This window comes from Sphingobacterium corticibacterium (assembly GCF_004208525.1).
GTDB classification, from domain to species: domain Bacteria; phylum Bacteroidota; class Bacteroidia; order Sphingobacteriales; family Sphingobacteriaceae; genus Sphingobacterium; species Sphingobacterium corticibacterium.
On record NZ_SGIT01000004.1, the window covers coordinates 227866 to 248556 of the forward strand.

Annotated in this window: 19 protein-coding genes and 2 tRNA genes; 8 read left to right on the forward strand and 13 right to left on the reverse strand. The window is 42.6% G+C overall.

Features of this window, described 5'->3' with window-relative positions:
• Window positions 1–113: 113 nt before the first annotated feature.
• A complete protein-coding gene (locus tag EWE74_RS17745) occupies window positions 114–320 on the forward strand; it encodes a hypothetical protein (RefSeq protein WP_130143144.1) in 207 nt (68 codons plus the stop codon).
• An 84-nt stretch (window positions 321–404) separates the two neighbouring features.
• Here the strand turns inward: EWE74_RS17745 and EWE74_RS17750 are convergent, their stop codons facing one another.
• Window positions 405–1043: an FKBP-type peptidyl-prolyl cis-trans isomerase gene (locus tag EWE74_RS17750; protein ID WP_130142999.1), complete on the reverse strand. Its 639-nt coding sequence runs from the start codon at window positions 1041–1043 to the stop codon at window positions 405–407.
• Between the two features lie 77 nt (window positions 1044–1120).
• The gene (locus EWE74_RS17755; protein ID WP_130143000.1) at window positions 1121–1783 is read right to left on the reverse strand and encodes an FKBP-type peptidyl-prolyl cis-trans isomerase; all 663 of its coding nucleotides are present in this window, start codon (window positions 1781–1783) and stop codon (window positions 1121–1123) included.
• A gap of 593 nt (window positions 1784–2376) precedes the next feature.
• Here EWE74_RS17755 and EWE74_RS17760 point away from each other — a divergent pair.
• Window positions 2377–3000, forward strand: a complete 624-nt coding sequence (locus EWE74_RS17760) for a fibronectin type III domain-containing protein (protein ID WP_130143001.1) — start codon at window positions 2377–2379, stop codon at window positions 2998–3000.
• A 157-nt stretch (window positions 3001–3157) separates the two neighbouring features.
• On the forward strand, window positions 3158–3586 hold the full coding sequence (locus tag EWE74_RS17765; RefSeq protein WP_130143002.1) for a CBS domain-containing protein: 429 nt from the start codon (window positions 3158–3160) through the stop codon (window positions 3584–3586).
• Here the strand turns inward: EWE74_RS17765 and EWE74_RS17770 are convergent.
• From EWE74_RS17770 to panC, 5 genes are all read right to left on the reverse strand, one after another.
• Complete coding sequence (locus EWE74_RS17770) at window positions 3583–4068, reverse strand: thioredoxin family protein (RefSeq protein WP_130143003.1); 486 nt, start codon at window positions 4066–4068, stop codon at window positions 3583–3585. The two genes, EWE74_RS17765 and EWE74_RS17770, sit on opposite strands and share 4 nt — an antisense overlap.
• A gap of 8 nt (window positions 4069–4076) precedes the next feature.
• Window positions 4077–6314, reverse strand: a complete 2238-nt coding sequence (locus tag EWE74_RS21460; RefSeq protein WP_130143004.1) for a TonB-dependent receptor — start codon at window positions 6312–6314, stop codon at window positions 4077–4079.
• A gap of 205 nt (window positions 6315–6519) precedes the next feature.
• A complete protein-coding gene (locus tag EWE74_RS21355) occupies window positions 6520–6891 on the reverse strand; it encodes a hypothetical protein (protein WP_223857708.1) in 372 nt (123 codons plus the stop codon).
• 46 nt (window positions 6892–6937) lie between these two features.
• A complete protein-coding gene (gene panD, locus EWE74_RS17785; protein ID WP_130143005.1) occupies window positions 6938–7288 on the reverse strand; it encodes an aspartate 1-decarboxylase in 351 nt (116 codons plus the stop codon).
• A gap of 22 nt (window positions 7289–7310) precedes the next feature.
• Complete coding sequence (panC, locus tag EWE74_RS17790; protein ID WP_130143006.1) at window positions 7311–8156, reverse strand: pantoate--beta-alanine ligase; 846 nt, start codon at window positions 8154–8156, stop codon at window positions 7311–7313.
• 145 nt (window positions 8157–8301) lie between these two features.
• Here panC and EWE74_RS17795 point away from each other — a divergent pair, with 145 nt between their 5' ends.
• The 3 genes from EWE74_RS17795 to EWE74_RS17805 all read left to right on the forward strand — a co-directional run bounded on the left by EWE74_RS17795 (window position 8302) and on the right by EWE74_RS17805 (window position 11655).
• Window positions 8302–9126, forward strand: a complete 825-nt coding sequence (locus EWE74_RS17795) for a glycogen/starch synthase (protein ID WP_130143007.1) — start codon at window positions 8302–8304, stop codon at window positions 9124–9126.
• 149 nt (window positions 9127–9275) lie between these two features.
• Window positions 9276–10673 carry a Gfo/Idh/MocA family protein gene (locus EWE74_RS17800; protein WP_130143008.1) on the forward strand — a complete coding sequence of 466 codons (1398 nt, stop codon included), beginning with the start codon at window positions 9276–9278 and terminating at the stop codon, window positions 10671–10673.
• A gap of 256 nt (window positions 10674–10929) precedes the next feature.
• Window positions 10930–11655, forward strand: a complete 726-nt coding sequence (locus EWE74_RS17805) for a basic secretory protein-like protein (RefSeq protein ID WP_130143009.1) — start codon at window positions 10930–10932, stop codon at window positions 11653–11655.
• 131 nt (window positions 11656–11786) lie between these two features.
• On the opposite strand, the gene EWE74_RS17810 is transcribed toward EWE74_RS17805, so the two are convergent.
• The 4 genes from EWE74_RS17810 to EWE74_RS17825 form a co-directional block, all read right to left on the reverse strand.
• A tRNA-Asp gene (locus EWE74_RS17810) sits at window positions 11787–11860 on the reverse strand.
• Window positions 11861–11926: 66 nt separating this feature from the next.
• Window positions 11927–12000 (reverse strand) — tRNA-Asp (locus EWE74_RS17815).
• Between the two features lie 73 nt (window positions 12001–12073).
• Window positions 12074–13147, reverse strand: coding sequence for a peptide chain release factor 1 (prfA, locus tag EWE74_RS17820; RefSeq protein ID WP_130143010.1), 1074 nt, complete (start codon window positions 13145–13147; stop codon window positions 12074–12076).
• 74 nt (window positions 13148–13221) lie between these two features.
• On the reverse strand, window positions 13222–13551 hold the full coding sequence (locus EWE74_RS17825; protein ID WP_130143011.1) for a DMT family transporter: 330 nt from the start codon (window positions 13549–13551) through the stop codon (window positions 13222–13224).
• Between the two features lie 238 nt (window positions 13552–13789).
• On the opposite strand from EWE74_RS17825, the gene EWE74_RS17830 reads away from it, so the two are divergent.
• Together EWE74_RS17830 and EWE74_RS17835 are read left to right on the forward strand one after the other, a co-directional pair.
• Window positions 13790–16837 (forward strand): SusC/RagA family TonB-linked outer membrane protein, encoded by a 3048-nt coding sequence (locus EWE74_RS17830; RefSeq protein ID WP_130143012.1) that lies wholly within the window; start codon window positions 13790–13792, stop codon window positions 16835–16837.
• Window positions 16838–16847: 10 nt separating this feature from the next.
• Window positions 16848–18482 carry a RagB/SusD family nutrient uptake outer membrane protein gene (locus tag EWE74_RS17835; protein WP_130143013.1) on the forward strand — a complete coding sequence of 545 codons (1635 nt, stop codon included), beginning with the start codon at window positions 16848–16850 and terminating at the stop codon, window positions 18480–18482.
• Window positions 18483–18526: 44 nt separating this feature from the next.
• Here EWE74_RS17835 and EWE74_RS17840 read toward each other — a convergent pair whose 3' ends face one another.
• Both EWE74_RS17840 and EWE74_RS17845 read right to left on the reverse strand, forming a co-directional pair.
• The gene (locus tag EWE74_RS17840; protein WP_130143014.1) at window positions 18527–19219 is read right to left on the reverse strand and encodes a response regulator transcription factor; all 693 of its coding nucleotides are present in this window, start codon (window positions 19217–19219) and stop codon (window positions 18527–18529) included.
• Window positions 19216–20655, reverse strand: coding sequence for a sensor histidine kinase (locus EWE74_RS17845; RefSeq protein WP_165384764.1), 1440 nt, complete (start codon window positions 20653–20655; stop codon window positions 19216–19218). Before EWE74_RS17845 ends, EWE74_RS17840 begins: the two co-directional genes overlap by 4 nt.
• Window positions 20656–20691: the final 36 nt, after the last annotated feature.

The window sequence follows — 20691 nt, forward strand, 5'->3', positions numbered from 1 at the left end:
TAGAATGGGAAGAAGCTTTTTTTGCAGAACTCTTTTCGTTATATTTGCGTAAGACTAAATTTTAGTGATATATGCTAAATATTTAAGCTCTTGCAACAAGATTTGGAATGATTATGAAAGTACTATTGGACATAAAAGATAGCAAAGCATTGCACTTATTAGAAGTGCTTAAAGAGTTGCCTTATGTGAAAACCAAGCAGCTTACTGATTCAAAGGCGCAGCTTATGAGTGAGATTCGGGAAGCTGTCGAGGAGATGAAACTTATCCGGGCGGGTAAAAAACAAGCCCGTGATGCGGAAGATTTTCTGAATGGGCTATAGCGTAAAATCTATTGAGGTTTTTGAACGGCAAGCAAAAAGCCCGCGATTTGAATCAGCGGGCTTCGGTTTCGTATAGCGAATAAATTATTTTATATCCACGACCTCTATACGGAAATGCAACGGCGAATTTGCCGGAATATCATCCGAGGTCGCATTGTCGTAACAGTAAGGTGATGGCGCAACGAATTCGATGATTGCACCTTTCTGTAGCCCCTTTTCGGTAAGACCGCCGATCTCAAAATCTCGAGAATCTTGGCGTATTTTTGTTGGATAGAAAGCAAGGTTCCATGCCCGGATAAGCCCGCCAAGTTGGAAAGAACGGGTTTTATCTTCGGGATCGTCGGCAGACGTTTCGTCAAATATATCTCCGTTCAATAATCTACCAACATATTTTACTTCTACTGTCGGTCTAGCAAGTGTTAAGCCTCCCATGGAACTAGGAACTACTCGATAGATATATGATCCCTCTTCTCCCGGTTCATGGATTTTGAACCAAATGCCGGTAGAATCATCTAATACTGCTCCCGGGATATGTTCTTCTGCAAAATCTTTCAGCCTCGGCGCTTGTTCTTTTAGTAAGGCTTCTATACGGGCATTGTTAATGGAATCTCTAATTCGTTGTTCTTCTGCCCAATCGGGTCCATTATCGTCGGATTTGCTACAAGATGTGACGCCGACCATTACCAGCGTAAAGAAAAAAAGAAATTTTGATAGGTTATTCATTGTTTTGATTAAAAAAGAGCGTGTCCAAAAGCTTTTTTGAACACGCCCACTGTATACGTGTATTTGTGATTGTTTTATTATTCGATGCTTAATACTTCAAACTCGTAGACTAATGGTGAGTTAGCAGGGATGTCTTCTACCGCTTGACTCCGAAATGCCCAAATCGAAGGAGCTACCACGCGAATTTTACTGCCTTTTTTCAAACCTTTAGCCGTTAAACCACCTACCTCGATGTCTCGACCATCTAGGCGGATTGATTTTGGAAAAAAAGAATAGAACCAAGTTTCATTATATATCTTATTGTTGTTGGAAAGTGTGGCAAAATCAAAATCACCATTTACTTCCGACTGTACTTCGGTGCCGTTTAGTAAGGAAGCCGTATACGTTAATTTTACTTTTGGCGCCTTATAACCTTGTCCGGAAAATTCATATTTATAAGCCTCATCATCTTCTTCCGTGGGTGTTTCTAATACTTCAAACCAAAATCCTCTTAAAGGTTTTTTCCCTATCAGTGTCAAGGTAACTTCTGTCTTATCTTCCTGCCAGCCTTCCGGTGCTTCCGATGGATTTGCAGCTAAATAGGTTTCAATCTTGGTTTTATCCGTAGCTAAAGAAGCTGCAATAGCTTCTTCTTGTTGGCGTTGTTCCGCTTCATTTTCAGCACTGTTGTCTTTCATACAAGAACTGAACGCAACTGCCGCAAATGCTAATACTAATAGTGGTTTAAATAGAGTTTTCATCTGTTATTTTCTTTTTGTCTTTTCTAAAGGATAGAACGCAGGTCTATTCCGTAATGCTACAGCAAAAGTAATAAAATTATACAAAGACAATCAATTTGTATCGTTACCATTATCTGTTAAACCAAAAGAATATGTTTGTGTATGGCATAGAAGTTTTGTTATACAATTACGTTTCTGTTTCTGGAATAACATGTTGTTTGTATGTCATTAGATGTATTTGTTAAACCAAAAGAATCATTTTGTTGGCAATAAGCATATTTTGTTTGACAATAAGGATTCCATTTCCGGCATATAAACCTGTTTGTAAACCATGATGTTTATTTGTTAAGCAAAAAGGATCTTTTTGTAGGCAAAAAAGAAGTTTTTTAGGGGAAAAAGTAAATTTGCCAAACTTTTAAAAACGTTGTTTCTGAGCTGTGAGGGCATAAAATTAGGGGTTTTTAGCAGCTAGGGGGTCAAATTGCGACAAAATTTTCCGAAAAAGTGAAAAATTTTGGCACGATTTGACCCCCTGTTTCGTACCGTGCCCTCCTATATTTGCGTCTGTTGGTCAACATAGACATTATTTTTTTAATCTTTAAAAACTAGGCATCATGGCAAAAACAACATTAAAAACCGGCGCGACGGGCAACAGCGAAGCAGCATATGTAAAGTTTGTTGAAAATATCGTGGTTAAATTAACAGAAAACATAGCTTTATTCCCGGATGTAGAACCAGAACGGGATGTTTTGGAACAGCTACTCTCGGAATTCAAACGGACGCAGGCCGATGCCGCATACCGCGATAAGCGGATGGTTGTCATCAAAAATCAGGCTTATGCCACATTGAAAGCGGAGGTATACCGTATGTCACTTTATGTAGAACGTCAGGCAGCGGGGGATGAGGCCATGATCTTGGCCGCAGGTTTTATCCCCTCCAAAAGAGGTATGCGTGTGCTGGAGCCGGCCCCCAAACCGAAAATTTTTATCGTCGAGGTCAATGCACAAATTTCCGGTGTCGCGGATCTCAAGGTAAACGGCTGGAGACGGGTGCTTGCCTATCGATTTGAATACCGGAAGAAGAACAGCGATAGCCATTGGAACCCGGTGTTGAGCTCGAAATCCAAAGTGACGATAACCGGGTTGGAGCCCGTACAGGAATATGAGTTTCGGGTAGCCTATATTGGTCGAAATCCGCAGATAACCTATAGTGATATCGTCAGCTCGTATGTATTTTGATCGCTATTTTTTTAATAGGAACAAAACCGTTATCTTTAAACAGTAATCCCCAATTTTCCGTTGTCGATACGCTTTTTTATCGTGCTACGGTATTTTGGAAAGCCGTTCCTGATACAATCAGGAGCCTGTTCATCAGCCATTATAAATTGATAATAATATGAAAACCGTAAAACACATCCTCCAGACAAAGGGCGCTGTGGTGTACGCTGTAAGCCAAAGCACCTCCGTTTTTGACGCTTTACAAACGATGATGGAAAAAAACATCAGTGCGTTGTTGATTATGGAACAGGAAACATTAGTGGGTATCTTCACCGAACGGGATTATGCCCGGAAAATTATCCTGCAAGGAAAATCGTCCAAAGAGACACCTGTCCAGCTCGTCATGACACCTAACCCACGCACGATTACAACCGACGAAAAAGTGGAGAATTGCATGGAACTGATGACCAATAACCACGTGCGGCATTTGCCTGTCGTAGAAAGTGGTCAGGTGGTCGGCATGATTTCTATCGGTGACCTCGTGAAACATATCATCGAAGATCAAAAGCAGACCATTGACCAGCTCCAAAACTATATCAGTAGCTAGGGATTCATATCACCGATAGCATCTAGTAGTTTCTTTAATTGGATAGGTGTTAATACGCCACCATGACGGAATAACACCTGATAGTTTCTGTCAAGAAGTACCCAACTTGGAAAAGCGAGTGTTCCGGGGCCGTTTAATGTCCGGGCGAGTTCGTGTGTTCCGGTATTTTTACCCGTCGGCTTGAACGTATAGCTCTTGCCTTGAAACAAAATATCATCCTTACTTTCTGCATCAAATTCTACATAATAGAATAAGTCGGCTTTTTTTGCAAAATCCTTGTTCTTGCGTAGCTGGTTTTTCTGCATCCGGCAATATTGACACCAATCAGTAGATAGCAGGATCAGTATAGGTTTCGCGTGCTGTGCCAGAAGACTATCTACCTTCTCGATGCCCACAGGATTGATCTGCGCGTTACAAAACGACGTGAACAGTCCCATAATGGCTAGCCATACTATATAACGTTTACCGAATCCTGCTATCATGATACTTTCTATCGTAATAAATTATACCGGACACCTAAGAATCCACGAATCCCTTGGTTTGGTCCGTAAACGTAACTAGGGTCAAACGGTAGAAGATTCGGATCATCAATTTTTTCAAACGGGTCGTGGGCACGGGAGATGATAAAAGGAATCCCTTTAGTGGGCGTCCAGTTTAGTAAATTCTTTACACCACCGAAAACCTCCAATCCGTTACGGAAATGCTTCGTAACCTGTATATTCTGGATGCTCCATGCTTTCGACTCGTCCGGTCTAGGATCATCCTCGCCCAACACAGGTAAACGCATAGGGCCTATGACATTACCCGTGTAATCAAAACTTAATCCTAAACGATTCCAGTTATAGCCAATAGTCCAAGTACCCATGTATTTCTCCGTCAGCATCTGCCATTCCCGTTCGCCCTCTTCTTCACTGTGGACATCCATTACAGTTCCGCCGACCATGGCTTTAAAACCGCTTGGATGTGCCCAATCTAAGTTGACCGAAATACCCTGTGAAACGGCGTGTCCATCTAAATTGGAGTAGATGATTTTATTGATATCGGTATCATAGTCGGGGATAATTTTATTGGTGAAATACGTATAGAATGCAGTCGCATCAATACCAAATATAGCGCCATTATCTGCGTAGAACTTCTTGACATAGTTAACATTGGTGTTCCACGAAGTTTCGGGTTTCAGGTCCCCAATGAACACCACATCGCGCGCACCGGTCAAAGCCGCATGGTCTTCGGTGAATACATTCGCGACACGATAGCCATTCCCTACACCCATACGTAGCACTTGGCTCTTATCCTTGGAGTTCCATTTGTAATTCAAACGCGGTGATAAGATGCTCCCGTGAATCGAGTTATAATCGTATCGTGCGCCGAGCAACAGCTTGTGCTGTGGATGTAAAGTAATTTCATCTTGCACAAATAGCCCCGGTAAATGGGTGTGTGATACGTCGGTCGTTGCAGGTGTGTTATCGTCGTAATAGGTGTAACGATAAGCGAGTCCGGTCAATAAATCATGATTTTTAAGTTGTTTACGCCATGTTAATTGACCAAACACAATTTTTTGGTCCGCCATATACTCGGTATCGCCATAAACGCTATTTTGGTCGTGCCCGTTGGCACTGAAGGAGAAGGAGAGATCTTCGCTACCGGGTAAATCATAGACACCCATTACCTCCCATCGTTTGGTATAGATGCTTTCGCCATATACCTCATCACCTCCACGATATTGCCTACTCCAGTTCATCTCTCCACCCCAGCGGTCTTCATAGATGTACCGTCCGGCCAGCGAGAACGTTTTGTTGTCCTTACGGGCGAAATTCCATTTATTAAAGATGGATATCCTGTCTTGCAGGGTGACGTCTGTAAAATTATCTCCGTTTTTATCCAACGGATTCGAATAGTTGAAGTAATTTACACCTAACAACGACTGTGCAGAACCTACGTTAAACTTGCCTCCGAGGTCTAGATTGTATTCCTGCCAGGTGGTGCCGAAGGTCTCTAAACTAAATAATGGAGCGTTGTCGGGTGTTTTCGTAATGATATTGATGAGACCGCCCACGGCTTCGCTACCATATAATGTGGAAGCTGGTCCTTTGACTATTTCTACGCGTTCGATTAAAGCTTGTGGGATCCCATTCAACCCGTATACAGTGGACAGACCGGACACAATGGGCATACCATCGATCAGTACCATGGTGTACGGGCCCTCCAGGCCATTGATGTGGATGTCGCCGGTATTACACACGCTACAGTTGATCTGTGGGCGTACACCATTTATATTTTGGAGCGATTCGAAAATTGTCGGTGCCGGATTAGCCCTGAAAAATTTAGCAGAATATACCTCGACCGGTATAGGGCTTTCTAATTTGGAAACTTCCCGCAGTGTTCCCGATACGACTACCTCATCTAGATTGCGATTGTCCTTTTGTAATATAATGGGGAGTTGTGTGTTGTTTTGGGTGAGATGGATAGGTTGTTTGATGGGTAAGTAACCTATAGCGCGGACTACTAATGTCGCTTTTCCAGTTGGAATGTCTTCCAATTGGAAATTTCCATCTTTATCTGTTGTTGTTCCTATGGTAGATCCTTCTAGTAGTACACTAGCCGCGAAAATAGGTTGATTATCCGCATCCGTAATCTGTCCCTGTATTTGTGTTTGGGCAAAAAGTGCGAGTGGGAATATATAGAGTAAGGCTATTAGACAAAGCCTGTAATTGTATCTTTTTGTCATGTAAATAATTCATATGAAGCTACATCCCATGACACCATCATGAAACAGCGTTTTGCCATGTAAAGACATCACGGGTGATAGGTGCTAGGCGAATGAGCCGTCAAGGTATGCAGGAAGTGAAAAAAATCACAATATGATGCAGACCTTATCCTGTAATAATAAATGTGTTTCGTTAAATTTCCGATGAATATTCGGAAAGTGGAAATTAGGATAGAGAAGAGGCAGGAGGACCCCGTAAATCGTAGTGAAAGAGTAGGGTGGAAGGTGTGCTTTCCGTTAGTTCTGCATAATGTATACAAAGTAACAGCGGGGTAATGACAAGCTCGAAAGCCTGTAGATCACCAGCGACGAAAACACCTGCAAATACAACATTCAGAAATTGAATTTCATCATCGGATTCATGATGATGAGGCTCGCCTTTTTTGGTAAAGTCGTACGGGTGAATGTGGGTAACCATTTCCCCGGTAGACGTGATCTCCTTGTGCATAAATACCACACCACTGGTGATAATCGCTACCATCCACACACTTAATGACCAAGCGATGAAATTGCGATATGTGGTACTTAATTTATGCATATAATATTACGCCGTTTAGTGGCAAAGATACAAAATGATCTGGAGACTACAGTGTCAATTTATTGTTATGGTCCGGGAAAAGTAAACTGGGCTTGTGTATTTTAGCCTCTTCCGGGGTCATACTTGCATAAGAAATGATAATAATGATATCACCCACCTGAACTAACCGAGCGGCAGCTCCATTCAGGCAAATAGTACCTGTTCCACGTTCACCCGGAATAACATAAGTCTCCAATCGAGCCCCGTTATTGTTGTTTACAATCTGCACTTTTTCGTTCGCAACAATATTTGCTGCATCCATCAAATCTTCATCAATCGTGATGCTTCCCACGTAGTTCAGTTCCGCTTGCGTAACACGAACCCGATGAATCTTTGATTTCATTACTTCAATCAACATAATACAAAATTACGCTTTTTTTTTAATCCAGTAACATATTATCTATCAACCGTACGCCTTCTACCCATGCTACCAATAGGGCTACGTGGTTTTTCGCAGGGTCGATGCGGTCTATTTCTTGTAACGAACGTGTCTCACAAATAGCCAGATATTCGATGTCAATTTCCTTCTCCTGATGCAGGATGTCCAAAGCTTCCTGTCGAAGTATGTTCAAATCGTGGTCTTTAAAATGGCGCTTTATATGGTTTAACGCACGATATAATACCAATGCTTTTCGCTTTCCCACTTCCGAAAGGCGCATATTACGTGAGCTTAATGCGAGTCCTTCCTCGTTTCGGACCGTTGGGACGATATGTAGGCGGACGGGCAGTTTTTTTAACTCAATGAGGCGTTGAATAACCATCACCTGTTGGAAGTCTTTTTGACCAAAACAAGCTATATCGGGTTCCACTAAACGGAACAATTTGTATACGATCTGTGTTACCCCTTGAAAATGGCCTCGCCGTTTCTCACCCTCCCATACCTGCTCCAGATTCCCGAGATCAAGGTGCCAAGGTTCTTCCGCTGGGCCGTACATTTCTTCCACAGAAGGTAGGAAGGCTACATCACAACCTATTTCCTGTAATAACCGCAAGTCGTTTTCTTCCGGACGGGGGTATTTTTCGAGGTCACCCGGGTCATTAAATTGGGTGGGATTTACAAAAATACTGCAGACGACGATGTCTGCAATTTGTTGTGCCTCTTTTAGGAGTGAAAGATGCCCCTCATGGAGCGCCCCCATTGTTGGTATAAGCGCTATGCGCAGTGTGGCTTTACGGGGTCCGTCGAGGTAAGTTTGAAGGGCCTGTCTTGTTCTAAATATGTTCACGGCAAAACGTTGAAATAAGGGCGCAAATTTGCAGAAATAAATTCGTAATATAAAGTGATGAAACTTAATGAATTGTAAAATTCATAAAATAATCGTATCTTTGTAGACCGATTTTACTGTTCGATAAATAAAAAAAGAATTGGAGATGGCAAAAACGAAAATATTGTTTGTAACCCATGAGATGTCGCCTTTCCTTGAAAAAAGTAAAATTTCTGAAATAACACGCCAGTTACCACAAGCAATGCAAGAAAAAGGATTTGAAATCCGTATTCTGATGCCACGTTTTGGTAATATTAATGAGCGCAGAAATCGTCTTCATGAAGTGATAAGGTTGTCGGGAATGAACATCGTGGTGGATAGCAATGACAATCCGCTCATTATTAAAGTTGCTTCATTACCTGCTGCACGGATGCAGGTGTATTTTTTAGATAATGAAGAGTATTTTCAACGGAAAAAGGTTTTTCGTGATGAAAAGGGTGAATTTTTTGCCGACAACAACGAACGTTCGTTGTTCTTCTGTAAAGGCGTCTTAGAGACGGTGAAGAAGTTGGGTTGGTCACCGGATGTGGTGCACTGCCATGGTTGGTTTTCGGCTATGGTTCCGGCCTATTTGAAAACGGCTTACAAAGATGATCCTACATTTAAGGATGCCAAAGTGATGTATTCGCTTTATGCGGACGAAGATTTTGATACGGTAGGCGCTAAATACCGGACGATGGCAGCACAAACAGATATGCGTGCGGAGGAAGCAGCTCCTTATGGTGACGGCTCGTACGTAGACCTATACAAAGGGGCGCTGTCATACACGGACATTGCTGTATTTGCGGGCGGAGATATACACCCCGAATTGAAAGCATATGTAGTAGAAAATGGAATCCGTAGTTTTTCTCCGGATGGCGACGTTGATTATGAGGGTTTTGCGGAAGTGTTTGAGGAGTTTTCCACGGCTGACATAGAGGAAACGGCATAAAGTTTTTTCATAATTTTAAGTTTTAAATGTTAGAAAGACGCGATTCATATCGCGTCTTTTTTTGTTGATACAAAGTTTTTTCTTATTTTGGATCTGCTAACTGTATTGTCGGATACAAAAGAGGAATAGACTATTATAAACGAAAGAACATGGAAAGTTTTTCAAGAAGATCATTTTTACAAGCCGTTGCCCTGCTCGCCGCAGGATCGGTCGTGTCGTTGCCCGCAAATGCATTTGGATTGCATCGAAAACTAAGAGTCACCTTGGTCGGTACTGGTGTTAGAGGTATCTCCTTTTGGGGCCGCCGTTTGGTAGAACAGTATCCAGACCAACTGGAATTTGTGGGTCTAAGTGATGTCAATCCTGGTAGATTGCAGTATGCGAAGGAATACATGAAAGTGGATTGTCCGACCTTTGTCAATTTCAAAGAGATGCTGCGCACGGCCAAACCTGATTTGGTGATCGTGTGTACGACAGACTCTTCTCATCATGAGCAGATCATTGGGGGGCTGGCGGCTGGCTGTGACGTACTTACCGAAAAGCCGCTAACGACCGATGAAATAAAAGCACAAGCTATCCTGGATGCGGAACGACAATATGGGAAAAACCTAATTGTGGGGTTTAATTATAGGTGGAGTCCTTATATGACGAAAATCAAGGAACTGCTTATGAACGGGGAAATTGGTGAAATTACATCGGTTGATTTCAATTGGTATCTCAATACCCATCATGGCGCGTCTTATTTCCGTCGTTGGCACGGACTGATGAACAAAGGCGGATCTTTATGGATACATAAAGCTACGCACCATTTTGATTTGCTCAATTGGTGGTTGGATTCCGAACCTGATGAAGTGTTTGCTTATGGTGCGCTGGAGCACTATGGCAAAAACGGGCCATTCAGAGGAACCAGTTGCCGGAGTTGCTCGTATAAAAAAGAATGTGATTACTATTGGGATATTACGGGTGACGCGCATGCTATGAAACTGTATGTGGCTAATGAAGCACATGATGGGTATATTCGTGATGGCTGTGTTTATCGGAAGGAGATCGATATTTACGACAAGATGTCGGCGCAAATTAAATATGCAAATGGCGCGATCGCTAATTATTCGCTAACTACGTATTCGCCGTTTGAGGGTTGGCGAATTGCTTTTAACGGGCAAAAAGGACGTGTTGAGGCATGGTTAGATATTCCATGGATGAAAAATGATAGTGTGGATCAGGAGAGTTTGCACGCCGCAGAAATGCAACAGGCGGAAAATGTCGATGTTATTCATGAGCCGGTTGTGCTGTATAAAAACTGGAAGGATTACCAGATTATCCAGGTCGCTAGCGAACGCGCCGGTCATGGTGGTGGCGACCGCCGCTTACACGATAAACTGTTCAAGCAAACCGAGGCCCCTGATCCTTACGGACATTCAGCGGGTTTGCGGGATGGCGTAATGTCTATTTTAATTGGTGTAGCTGCACGCCATAGTATCGAGCAAGGCAGTCCAATAAAAATTGCTTCGTTGACAGATTTAAAACCCCAAGCCAAACGAACGTAGTGAATAGCGCTAAAATATCAGTATCGACATTAAGACCGCTAATAGCTATCGAAATGAAGTGGGGTTATGATCAGATCACTAACTTAAGTACAATGTGCTTCCTAAGGTGCCTAACTATTTTTTTGTCAAATTTGATGGCGCGTTACCGCTCCTTGGTGAAGAGGTTTATATATCAATCGTTTAAACGAATTATGATTGGTATTCAGCTTTTTAGATTGAGTATAACTTTAAAAACCGAGGGAAAATCAAAATAACTATGTTAAGAATTGCAAAAAGAATAGGATGGACACTGGTATTTATTAGTGCTAATGTTGGCGGACTTTACGCGCAGAGCAATTGGAGGAATACCGACGATGATCGAAAAAAAGCCGTTGCGGTAGATACCATACGGCAGAAGGGTTTTACGTTGATTTGGATCAACAAGGACGAAAATTTCGGTCCGAAGCTGACGAAAAAATTAATTGATGTTCATTTTATGAACTATCCGAAGCTCGTGGAAAAGTTTAATATAGACGCACGTAAGGAAATTACGTTTGTTATCGATCCAGATTACGACGGTATCGCCGCAACATCTGGTGGTATCGTACGCTATAATCCTGCCTGGTTTGTGAAGAACCCGAACGATATAGATATCGTTACGCATGAAGTGATGCACATTGTGCAGGCATACCCCTCCGGCAGTGGTCCTGGATGGCTCGTAGAGGGTATTGCGGACTACGTTCGGGAAGTTTATGGTGTCGACAACGCTGCCGCCAGCTGGTCATTGCCCGATTTGAAGGCAGACCAACATTATACGAATAGTTATCGTATTGCTGCACGTTTTCTGTTATGGATAGAAAAGAATAAAAGGAATGGTATTGTCGAAAAATTGGATGCGGCATTGCGCAACAAAAGCTATACGGAGGAGCTGTGGGCAGAATATACGACGATGTCTTTAGATGAGCTTTGGGATACCTATGCACAAACTGCAATAAGCGAATAAAACATCGTGATATCGTGAACGGTGCGCTTCTGAAGTTTAAGATGGGAGCGAAGGCGCAAAAGCAAGGTGATCTACTGTAAGCATAAATAAAAAAAAGGTATCTCTATTAAAAAGATACCTTTTTTATTGAGCGGTCTGGACGGGACTCGAACCCGCGACCCCATGCGTGACAGGCATGTATTCTAACCAGCTGAACTACCAGACCTAATTTCTTCCGTTTATGCGGAAATATATGCTAAGAACGTTTTGAAGCAATGCTTCTTTTATGGAGCGGTCTGGACGGGACTCGAACCCGCGACCCCATGCGTGACAGGCATGTATTCTAACCAGCTGAACTACCAGACCTTTTATCCTTCCCGTTTGAAGGTGTGCAAATATAGGTGTATTTTGCAGAATGTCGAAATTTTTTTGAAAAAATTTAGTCTACCGCACCCTCTTTCATTTTCTCTGCATTCTCCGCAAATTGGAGCGCGTCTATAATGCCTTGAATATCACCATCCATAACGGTAGGAAGGTTATAGAGCGTCAAGCCGATGCGGTGTTCCGTAACACGTCCTTGTGGATAATTGTATGTCCGTACTTTGGCAGAACGGTCTCCGGTAGATACCATCGTTTTACGTTTAGCTGCGACATCACCATGTTTTTTCTGCACCTCAAGTTCGTATAATTTATTTCGAAGCATCTCCATGGCCAGTTCGCGGTTTGCTAATTGGGAGCGTTCAACTTGGCACACAACTACAATTCCAGAAGGTTTGTGTGTCAACTGCACCTTCGTTTCCACTTTGTTGACATTTTGTCCCCCAGCACCGCCCGAACGGGATGTTTGCATTTCAATGTCACCAGGGTTCAACTCGACATCAACATCTTCCGCTTCCGGCAAAACAGCTACCGAAGCTGCAGATGTATGGACCCGACCTTGCGTTTCGGTATCTGGAACACGCTGTACACGATGGACCCCGGATTCATATTTTAATTGACCATACACGTCCTCGCCGAGGACTTTTAAAATAACCTCCTTATATCCACCGGATGTTCCTTCCGTTACATCCATTACTTCCGTGCGCCAACCTTTTGTTTCGAAATATCGTGTGTACATTCTATATAGGTCGCCAGCGAATAGGGCAGCTTCATCGCCACCAGTGCCGCCGCGAATCTCGATAATAGCATTCTTGGCATCCTCGGGATCTTTCGGGATAAGCATTAAGCGAACTTCTTCCTCTTTTTCTTCCTTTTGATCTAAAAGGATGTCCAATTCTTCTTTCGCCATCTCCCGGAGTTCTTGGTCTTTTTCGTTGGCGAGTATATCTTTGTTGGTGTCGATATTACTAACGATATTTTTATAGATATGATATTGCTCCACAATTTTCCCCAAGTCTTTATATTCTTTATTCAACTTGGCAAAACGCTTCATATCATTGATGGTATCTGGGTTGCTTAATTCAGCCTCTACCTCTTCCCACCGTTCTTTTATAGCTTGTAGTTTCTCTAACATAGTGCGTAATGCTCTTCATAACGGAAAGGTGTTTTCCGTTTTTATTAGGCACAAAAGTACGTATTTTTTTGGTATTAATGCGTGGAAACCACTTTGAGGCCAATAATAGAAGCGATCAATGTAAAAATGAAAAATACACGCCAAAAATCGGCCGGCTCTTTAAAGATAAAAATACCAACTAAGACAGTTCCTACTGCGCCAATGCCTGTCCAAACCGCATAGGCGGTTCCAAGCGGCAGCGCTTGGGTAGCTTTCATCAACAGTAGCATGCTGATGGTCAAACATACACCAAATCCACCGTACCAAAAGTACATTTCCGTTCCTGTTGTGTGTTTAGCTTTTCCTAAGCAGGATGTGAATCCCACTTCAAATAGACCTGCAATAATTAATATAATCCAATTCATAGTCCTTCATATTATGTATGCTACAAATATCTATATCCGAAAACAGAATACTTTTTACAAATGATAAAAAAATAAATGATTTCCCATGTCTATCGCTGCACTCGTCATTAACATCTTATTAACAAGTCTGTCTGTATAACACTGTAACTTTATTGCTACAATATGTAGGCGGGGAATCTATACACAAAAGTAAAACAGACCTATCTACATAACAGCTGACAATAAAACTATGATTAATATGCCAAACATTTACAGTTTAAACAGGTATCGGACAGGTTTTGTAAGGGGCAGTATGCTGTGCTTTGCTTTACTAGCCTGTCATTATGGTCATGCAGAGAGCAGACCCTATCGGGATGCAGCAGAAATAACAGCCTCGATGGCTCAACAACAAACTATTACGGGTACGGTTCAAAATGCGACAACGGGTGACCCGCTGTCGGGCGTAACGGTCAAGGTGAAAGGAGAAGACGTCGCCACGCAAACGGATGGTGCGGGTAACTTTGAAATTGCAGCGGAAATTGGTGATGTGCTGCAAATTCGTTTCATTGGTTTTTCTACCCAAGAGATCACGGTGCGGGGAACAACGGTACAGGTCAGGTTAACTTCCGATGAAGAAATATTGGATGAGGTCGTGGTGGTCGGTTATGGTACGCAGCGGCGGAAAGAAATTACTTCTGCTGTTGCCTCAGTCAAAGAAGAGGATTTCAATCGAGGGGGAATGAGAAACCCTATGGAACTTGTTCAGGGTAAAGTGGCGGGTTTGAATATTACACGTGCTCAGGGGAGTAATCCAAATTCGGCGACGAATATCCAATTAAGGGGTATGGCCTCTATGAAAGGAACAAACAGCCCACTCATTGTTATTGATGGGATTCCTGGTGGGAATCTGGACTTGGTCAAGCAAGGAGATATTGAGTCGATCGACGTACTGAAAGACGGGTCGGCAGCAGCTATTTACGGTACCCGGGGAAATGGTGGTGTAATTCTGGTAACGACTAAAAAAGGAAAGGCTGGTACGCCACAATTTGAATATTTGACCTATGGTCAAACCGAAGTAGTGAACCGTAGACCCTCCATGCTTAATGCGACACAATTTCGTGAAAAAGTGGTTGATGGACTGAACCGACCGTCGTATGACTTGGGATCTGATACCGATCTTTATAATGAACTCATAAACAAAAATAATTTTTCGCACTTCCATAATTTTATAGCCAGTGGTGGTGGTGAAAATTCAACTTATCGTGCTTCCTTTAACTATGAACAGGCACAGGGTATTGCCAAATCGAATAGTAAAGATCAGTTTGGAGGGCGGATTAATTTTAATCAGACTGGACTTAACGACCGATTGACGTTGTCTGCGAATATTGCTGCTAATTTCAGTAAGGCGGACTTATTGGGTGGTCGGAAGGATGATGATTCCGAGAATGTTCCAGATTTCGAGCAAGCTGTCCAACGTAATCCTACCGCCCCTATTTATGGGGAAGATGGATCTTTTTATCAGACCCAGGAATTCAATAACTATAACCCAATGAGCCGATTGGCACATCGTCTCAATGACCGTAACCAACAAACTTTCTCGGGGGACGCCCGTCTAAAATATCAGATTTTAGAAGAACTGAGCGCGTCTGCTTTCGGATCCTATGTCCGCGATAACTGGAATGATCGTCAGTATCGTTCTACGGAAGATTGGGACCAGCGACTTAATTCTGACTATCAGGGGATGGCTTATGCTTATAAACGCAATGAATTGAACTGGACCAAGACATTCGAGAGCACAATTGATTATAATAAGACTTTTAACGACCTGCATACCATAACAGGTCTATTGGGTTATAGCTATCAATATGCTACAGCGGAATGGTTTGATATGTCTAATAACGGATTTACCACCGATGGTTTTCTGGATTGGAATTTTGGGTCTGGAACCGCGCTTACAAATGATCAGCTGCCACGTCCCACCATGGGATCCTTTAAAGAAGATAATACCTTGATCGCCTTCTTTGGTCGTGTGAACTATAATTATGCGGATAAATACTTTATTACCGCGATCCTACGTCGTGAAGGTTCGTCCAGATTTGGGGCGAATAATAAATGGGGTAATTTCCCCGCAGTCTCGGCGGGTTGGAATATCTCCAATGAGGAGTTCTTTGCCAACAAAGAAGTGGTTAATGACCTGAAGTTACGTGTAGGCTATGGGGTAACCGGTAATCAAGGTATTCCAAACTACCTTTCGTTAATTACATTGGGAACCGGCGGTGTGTACCCACAAGGCGGTATTTATTATCAAACCTACGGACTTTCACGTAACCCGAACCCTGATTTGCGTTGGGAACAGAAAGCGGAAACGAATATCGGCGTCGACTTCGGTTTGTTCAACAATAGGGTGACCGGAGCGCTTGATGTATACCACCGGAAAACTTCCGATTTGCTGTATGAGTATCGTGCGCAACAACCATCTTACGGACAGTCAACCATCTGGTACAACGTAGGTGAAGTCGTTAACAAGGGAATCGAGTTGCAGCTGAGTGGTTCGCCGATTAGAAATGACAACGTACATTGGCAGATCGATTTTACCGGCAATTATCAACAGAATGAATTGACAAAGCTGTCTAGTGATGTCTTCCAAAGCGATTATTTAGAATTTGGTGGTCTTCCTTCTCCAGGTAACTTAGGCTCCGCAATTCGCTTGGAAGAGGGAGGAGAAATTGGGTCTTTTTACGGAAAGCGCTTTGCCGGATATGATGATGCAGGGAAATGGCTGTTTTACAAAGCGGACGGATCTACTGCACATGCGGGAGACATGAATAACGATGATCTGACCTATATCGGAAATGGGGTGCCCAAATTTCAGGCATCTTTGGGTAACCGCGTTAGTTACAAGGGATTTGATTTGACGGTATTCCTCCGTGGTAAATTTAAATATGACATCCTGAATACCGCGGATATGTTCTTTGGGAACAAAAAATGGTTGCCTAATAATGTTCTTGAATCTGCTTTTGGCAAACACGATCAGTTAGACGATGATCCGCAGTACTCAGACTACTATTTGGAAAATGGCTCATTTGTCAAGATTGACAATGTTACCTTGGGATATAACGTCAGTTTGAAAAGCGAACATGTCAGAAATCTTTATGTTTATCTAACGGCTAGAAATTTGGCTACCATCACCTCCTATTCTGGATTGGACCCTGAACTACAAGATACGGGATTCGATGCGGGGATTGACTCAAGAGGTTTTTATCCGAGAACACAGTCTTGGTCATTTGGGGTGAATATTGGCTTTTAATGAAAGAATTATGAAAACAGTTAAAAAACATACGATACGATTTACGGCAGCGGTATTGGTTGCGACGGCCGGTTTTTCTAGTTGTACAAACTTGGATGAAAACCTATACAGCGAGCTTGAGGAAGCTAGCTTCTACAAAAATAAATTGGAAGTAATGCAGGCAGCATTGCGACCATTTACGCATATGCAGGCTTGGTTGGCACCGACGGGAGGTAATGGCTTTTACTACCATTCAGAATTGGCCGCAGATCAAGTGGCATGGCCTCAAAAAGGTCGCCATGGATATGATGGAGGAGACCATTTTCGGATGCATTATCATACCTGGACCGACAACGAGAACCGGATGAGAACCGCTTGGGAATTGATGTGGACTGGAGTCGGATTTATAAACAACGCATTAGCTGATATTGAAGCACTTGATATTGAAGCTATCGGCATGACGCAGGAAGAGATCGATGAAGTGTTTGCACAGTTGAGAGTTTTGCGCGCTTATCACTACATGCGCATTATGGATATGTGGGGAAATGTTCCCGTCGCTACAAAGGTGTCAGAAACGCCTGAAAACCCCGAAACGAGGCCGCGGGCGGAAGTCTTTGAATTTGTAAAGACGGAGCTTGAAGCGGAAGTGGAGAAGTTGCCGGATTTATCTGCGGAAACGGTGGGTAAAGTAAACAAGGCAGCAGGATACGCAATGCTTTCGGAGTTATATCTGAATGCCGACAAGTGGTCTGGTACAGCGATGTGGGATGAATGTATCGCCGCTTCGGAAAAAGTGATATCCGGCGCGGGTGGTGGTATAGGCGGAACACCGCAATTATCCGAGGATATTAACGCTATCTTTAGCAATACGAATAGCGCAAACCCAGAAGCACTTTTCCAGTTCCAGTATAGCCGCAAAGGAGGTTTTACGTTTGATTGGGGAGGTTTCTACATGAGCTATGACTATATGAAGGAAGTGTTAGATGTAGGGTACGGTGGTTGGAATGCTTTCGTGGTGGTCCCAACAGCTTTTGATGCCTATCAGGAGAGTGATCTACGTAAACAAGACTGGTTTCTCTTTGGGCCACAGTACAAATATGGAACACAAACACCGGTAAAAGGAACGGAAGAGTATGCAGGACAAGATCTGGTCTTTGTCAACGCCATCCGCCGAGAAAGTGAGGGCGACACGAATTCAGAAGGCTCTATGGCCGAAGGAGAAGAAAACTCGGGTGCGAGGTTCCATAAATATAAGTCTGGACGCTTAAGCGACGTAAACTATCAGGAAAACGATTACATTATTTATCGTTTAACGGAAATGTATTTCAATAAGGCTGAGGCGCTCATGCGTAAGAATGGTGGTACCGCTGATCAGGAAGCTGTTGATTTAATCAACGTGTCCAAAGAACGCGCTTTTGAGGCGGCCGACTGGAATGCGAATAAATACACCACGGCGAACTTAACGCTTGATGAACTTCTAGCCGAAAGAGGACGGGAGTTTATCTTCGAAGGTAAGCGTAGGACGGATTTGATCCGTTTCGGTAAATTTGCAACCGGATCCTGGTGGGATCATGAAGCCACAAATGATGAGCAGAAGGAATTGTTCCCCATTCCGCAGACGCAGCTGGCCATCAATCCTAACTTGCAACAGAATCCCGGCTATTAACGAAATAAGAATAGCGTGGTTATGATCGGAAACGGGTAGGTACTTTAACGTACGTGCCCGTTTTTTTGCTTTAAAATGAACCCTACCTTGAAGACGGTCTCTAGGGTCAGAAATTGTGAATGCTGTAAAATTTTTCGAATCCGGCTGATAAAAACATCTAAGCTGCGACCGAGAAAATAATCGTTGTCACCCCACACGCTGATCAAAATATCTTCTCGCTTTAATACCTGTTCTACATGCTCCAACAGATATTTCCACAGTTCAAATTCACGTGCAGTGAGTTTATATACCTTGCTATCGTCGATCACTAACTCCATGGTGTTATTGCGGAGGTAAACATCACATACCTTCAGTTCATCCCGTGTCGATCCCTGATATCGGTTCAAGATATTATGGATGCGCCAGGCAAGTTCTTCGACGTCAAACGGCTTTGTGATATAATCCGCAGCACCTAATTTCAATCCTTTCAACCGACTTGTTTTTTGATTTCTCGCCGTTAGAAACAGAAAATGTAAATGTGGCTTTATTTTACGGATGCTCTCAATGAGTTCGAAACCATCTTTTCCCGGTAAATGAATGTCGACTAATAACAAATCGTAATCGTTTGCTTTACAGTATTCTAAGGCTCCGAAGCTGCTTGGAACCAACTGGGTTGTAAACCCCACGGCATTCAAATAATTTTTTACTTCTTGACCGAGGTCTTGATCGTCTTCTATCAACAACAACTTACCTTTCATCCTTCGTGTTTTTTATCGTTTTTGGGAATGATGATTCGAATCTCCGTTCCGCGCGTGTCACGCAGACGTATCTCTTGCTTCCATTGATGAATTTTTATCATTTGATCAACATAATATAGCCCTAGTCCTAATCCGCCTTTTTCTTTGCCTTGTCTACCCTGATAAAACTTATGGAAGACGTATTGTCGTTCTTCTGGAAGTATTCCCTCGCCATTATCGGAAATTTCTAGCAGAATGTTTGCTTTTCTTTCTATAAGCCGTACCGTGACTTCTTTATCGGTACTATTATTATGTTTTATGCCATTCTCCATGAGGTTGTTTACGGCTGTTGTAAAATAAAAAAAATCATATTTTGAAAAAAACTGCTGTAAATCGGTCTCAAATTTTATGTGAACATGTGGATGATGTATATATTTTAGACGCAAATCATGCAGACTATTTTCTATATCTTCGACCAGGTTACGATGTTCCTTACGAACATTACTGGGATCGAACATCGATATGTCAATGGCTTGATCTACTAGTTGATCAATTCGTTTAGATTGCCTTTCGATGACGGCAATGCTTTGCGTGACGCGCGTATTGTTGTATGGTTTTGTTTCTCGTATCAGGTTTTTGACGGAAACGGATATAGATGATATGGGTGTTTTAAATTCATGGGTAATGCTATTCAAAAAATCTTGTGTGACTTCATTCAGTTTTTTCTGTTTTTGCCAACGCCGAAAGGTCAAAATATAAGTTGTCGCAATAATCAATGTACAAATAGCTGTTAGAAGAAAAAGTGGGAATATCTTCTTGTAGACCGTGAACTTTTGTGAATGATTTAATCCGTAAAGGGTGAATTTTACCCCGTAGCTATAGGGCATATAAGAAGAAACGGAAATATTGGATACTACCTCATTTGGACCGATATAACGCTCGTTCCCGTCAATACGAAGGGGTAGAAGAACGTCGTTCCAAATCGTTAGATCGATATAGTTTTTACCATCGAAAGAGATCGAAATTTCATCGAGTGTTATCGCATACCCATAATTTTCCAGATCCAGGTGGATCGATTTCAGGATAGCGGACATCACGGAATCCATATTGGATGCTGCGGTCAATTCTTTCAAAATATGATTGCTGATCAGACGTGTAGAGTCATTAAACATTCGTCTATCCGTTTTATAAAGGTGTTCTAACGCCATAAGACGCTCTTTATCCAAGTAATTATCAAACACGTTTTGACCTCCCGGATATAGTTTGTCATTGATGATCGCCTCCCCGTAGAGACGCTTGATTACATCTTTTTCTTTCTGTGCAATTTCACGGCTTTCAATATGATAAGAGCTTGATATGAGCTTGTATTGTAGAATTAGAAGTATAAAAAAGCATAGCGTAGCAAGAAGCCGCAACGCCATATCTCGGTGGGTAGTGTGGAAGATCTTTTTCGTCATGCGTGCAAAACTTCTGTATAGCATCTTCTGGAATAA